This window comes from Streptomyces sp. NPDC090106 (assembly GCF_044747265.1).
Taxonomy (GTDB): Bacteria; Actinomycetota; Actinomycetes; order Streptomycetales; family Streptomycetaceae; genus Streptomyces.
This window is the reverse complement of record NZ_JBIVDS010000042.1, coordinates 1-3,715: the sequence shown is the minus strand read 5'-3', so window position 1 is coordinate 3,715 and position 3,715 is coordinate 1. Positions and strand designations below refer to the sequence as shown.

Annotated in this window: 3 protein-coding genes; all 3 read left to right on the top strand. The window is 71.3% G+C overall.

Features of this window, described 5'->3' with window-relative positions:
• Window positions 1-60: 60 nt before the first annotated feature.
• The gene (locus tag ACIPSE_RS47180) at window positions 61-1,410 is read left to right on the top strand and encodes a replication-relaxation family protein (protein WP_401676379.1); all 1,350 of its coding nucleotides are present in this window, start codon (window positions 61-63) and stop codon (window positions 1,408-1,410) included.
• 436 nt (window positions 1,411-1,846) lie between these two features.
• Entirely contained in the window at window positions 1,847-2,332 is a 486-nt protein-coding gene (locus tag ACIPSE_RS47175) for a hypothetical protein (protein ID WP_401676377.1), read from the top strand.
• An 867-nt stretch (window positions 2,333-3,199) separates the two neighbouring features.
• Window positions 3,200-3,574 carry a hypothetical protein gene (locus tag ACIPSE_RS47170; RefSeq protein WP_401676375.1) on the top strand — a complete coding sequence of 125 codons (375 nt, stop codon included), beginning with the start codon at window positions 3,200-3,202 and terminating at the stop codon, window positions 3,572-3,574.
• Window positions 3,575-3,715 lie beyond the last annotated feature (141 nt).

Below are 3,715 nucleotides of genomic sequence, written 5' to 3'. Positions count from 1 at the left end.
GCCGCCGGGCCCGCGGCTGCGCAGTCACACGACTGCGCACGAGGTGAGGGAGGGGCAGCGGTGGGCGGCTCGAAGACCTACCCGTACGGATCCACGGGTGCGGTGCGCGCGCACGTCCTGGCGGCGCTGGGGGTGCTGAAGGTCGCGAGCGCGGATCAGATCCGGCGGCTGATGTGTCCGGGGCACAAGGACAACAAGGCGGTGCGCAACGCCTGTCTGGATCTCGCGAAGCACGGCTTGGTCGTCTCCGAGGGCACCGCGCGCGATGCCTCGAAGCTGTGGGGCCTGACTCCGCTCGGTCTGGATGCCGCAGCGGAGGTTCTCTCCCGCCCGCCGGGCGAGATGGGCGGCACGGCCCGGGGTGCGGCCCGTTCGGGGGCCCCGCACGCGATGGCGGTGAACGAGACGGTCATCGCCATCACCCGCACCCTCCCGGAGCCGACCCGCCCCGTGCGCCGTTCCGGCACCGCACCGGTGACGCCCCCTCACGAGACAGCCGCGCGGGAGCCGGCCGGGATCGGCACGCCCGCGTCCTGGTCCACGGAGGTGGTGCACGTCCTGTCCGGCGGCACCCGGGGCCGTTCCACCGTCCAGGCCGACGCGGTGCTCCTCGCCCCGGACGCGGGCGTGCCGGTGCTGCTGGTGGAGGTCGACAACTGCACTGAGAGCGCGGAGCGTCTGGCGGGCAAGTTCGACCGTTACCGCGATTACTTCCGCCGCACCGTCAAGGACGCCCGGGGCGGGGACGTCCCGGCCTGGCGCTCCCTGTACCCGCCGACCGGCCGTCAGGGGCACCCGCCGGTCGTGGTCGTCTTCAACCCGGGCTCCCGCGCCGGGCAGGAAGCGCTGAAGAACCGGATGAACCGCGTCCTGGACCTGACCCGCGACGTGTGGTCCGGTCGCTACGAGAACATGGGCAGCACCCTGGGGAAGCGGGACGGCTACCAGGACTACACCGATGCCGTCCCGCTCGTCTTCACCACCCTGCCGCGCCTGCAAGCGGACGGGCCGCTGGAGCCGGTGTGGTGGCGCTGCGGACACCGCCAGTGGGAGACCCTCGCCGACGCCCTGGACAACCCCGACGGCATCGAAGCCTGGCAAGTGCGCGATGAAGCACTCCAGCGACGCCAGCAGCAGGAATGGAAACGCCGGGAGCAAGAGCGTCAGGAGCGAGAGCAGGAGCACGGGTGGGGGACCGTCCGCGCTGCTCCTGTCCCCACCCCTGCTCCTGCTGTCGAGCCGCCCGTCCCCTGTGCGCGGTGCGCGCAGCCGGTCACCGGACCGGAAGGCTTGCGCTTCGACGACGCCCCGCCCGAGGACGGCCGGCACTGCCCCGAGTGCCGTATCGACATCGCCCGGCAACCGCCGGGTGCGTTCAAGGCCCTCTTCGGCCGTCGCCCGCCCGCCTGAGCGCCTGTTGACCGGAGCCGTCCCCAACTCGGGGACCGCTCGTTAGCCTCAGGCATGGCGACAGACGAGTCACAGAGGTGCGCTTGCGGATGCCCGATCCGCCCCGTGCCGTACTGGAAGGATCCCCGCGCCGTGTTCGTGTGCGAGCACAGGCACGGGTGTTGTGCCGAGAGCGCCGCCCAGCTCGCAACGCAGAACCCCGTGGCACTGGACGACACCCGGACGGTGTGAGCGCTGCTGGGCTCGCGGCGACGCCTGGACTCTCCGCTGTGCGGCCCCGGGGGGCAAGCCTGTCAACTCCGTGGTCCGGCCTGTGGTCGGGTCCATGGTCTGGTCCGTGGTCGGGCCGACCACGGGAAGGGCGGGGTGCTTCGTTGTGGTGAATGTGGGGGGATCGGTGCTCGCTGTTGGTGTGGGTCCGCTACAAGGGGGTGCCATGGCGACCACCGGGGCGGGAGACGATGAGGCGGCTGCGGCGGAGGGGATGTGGCGTGCCACGGACCTGTTGTGGGCCTACCTGACCGAGGACCGGGACCGGGTCCGTTCGGGCCTGGAGGGTCTTGGCCGCGACCAGCTTGCGCACACGCTCGGCTGGCAGGTCCTGGACCATGACATGGTCTTCGAGGATCTGGGGGAGCCGTCGATGTCGGTTGCGGTCCTGGACCAGGTCGCGGCGCTGGCGCCGCTGGAGTGCGAGTTGACGATGACGACCGCGGTGCGCAAGGCGGTCGTCGCGGGGACCGGGCTGATGGCGGGCGGGCTGGACGACTTCCCCCTGGACGCTCAGGTCCACGCGCTGACCGTCCTCATGGCGGTGCTGCTGCTGGAGGCCCACGGCCGGCACGGGGCGCTGGGGTTCGTCGCCGGGTCGGCCGAGGACTTCGTCCGCCGTGGACACCCACGCCCCTACCCAGCGCCCTGACCCCCGTTCCCGGGCAAGCCTGTCAACTGCCCGGTCCGCGCCCGTGGTCGGGCCTGTGGTCGGGTCCATGGTCTGGCCGTGGTCGGCCCGACCACGGCCCTGGAGGGCCCGCCAGGGCCTGTTCAGGGCGGGGAGGCTGGCGAGCTGTCGGGTGGGCGTTCCTGGCTGTCTGGGGCCGTCTGAGCGTCTGTTCCGGGCGGTCGGTGCGGGGTGCAGATGATGTCCCGTCCGATTACCCGCTGCTGGGGGTCTGGTCCCTCAACGAGCCTCATCGCCCTGTCGGTCATGGACCGGTGCGACCGTGCGTTCATCAGTCCCGGGATGCCTCCCGGCAGAAGAACACTGATGCCGTACACGATGACGGCGGCGAACGCGATGGCGGCACCGAGGGGTCCGGTCGCGGACAGGAATTCGAGCAGGGCGGCGGTTGGCACGGGGTCTCCAGTCTCGGGGCAGGCGTCTTTCACCCGTTGGGTTGCGCGGGGCGAGGCAGAACAGGATCAGAAGGGCGCCCGTACTGTCGCGGGGAAGCCTGCTAGGCGCGCAAGCCCCGCTTCGCCGGGTGCAGTCGGCGCGTCTTCGGCGCGACACGGGGCGGGGCTGATTCCTACGAAACTGTCGAGCGGGTTAGCGAGGGCGTCCGGCTTCGGGCATGGGTGAGGCCCGAACCGTCACGCTCCGGGTTGTCTACTTTGGTAGTAGGGCGCAGCGGCAAAAATGTGACGCGGCACTTCTAGGAGATGTGTGTGAGCTGGGTCACCTCTTGCTCTGCGTCATGGCCTCTTCGTGTCCGTCGGGGCATCTCGCGTGGGTGATCTTCGGGTTGGGGCCGTGACCGGTGCCCCGACCGGCGGGGTTTCGCTGTGCATGACCAAGTTGCGTTTGATGACGATCGCGGCGGCCGTGGCAGCGGTCGTGTTGACCGGTACCGGGACGGTTCCGCAGGCGTCGGCCGCGGTGAAGAGCCGGCCTGCGGCTGCCGCGTGCACGACGGCCTACGAGGTGACCGGGCGGTCGGTGGCGGTGCGCCGGCCCGCGCGGGGCGAGGCGGTGGCCCGCGCGAACTCGAGGGTGGTCCGTGTGCTGCACCGCGGGGACCGGGTGACGTCGTGTCTGGAGGCGGTGGCCCGCACGGTCAGCGGTCCGGCCTACCGCAAGTGCGGGAGGGACGGCCATGTCTGGCGGGTGGTCAGGGGACCGCAGGGCGGCCAGGTGCCCGCCACCTGCCTGAAGCGCCTGTGACCCCTTCCCCCCCCAGGGGTGACTAGGACGTGAGTTAGCTGACTGGCCGGTTGCTTCCTTGGGTGCTCCCACCGTTGCGTGGACAGGGGGCTGGACCGTTGCACCGTGAGGTGCACCGAAGGTTGCAGCACCCTTCAGCGC

Coding starts and splice junctions, on each gene's coding strand:
- ACIPSE_RS47170 (WP_401676375.1), top strand. CDS start 3,200: ATGACCAAGTTGCGTTTGATGACGATCGCGGCGGCCGTGGCAGCGGTC.
- ACIPSE_RS47175 (WP_401676377.1), top strand. CDS start 1,847: ATGGCGACCACCGGGGCGGGAGACGATGAGGCGGCTGCGGCGGAGGGG.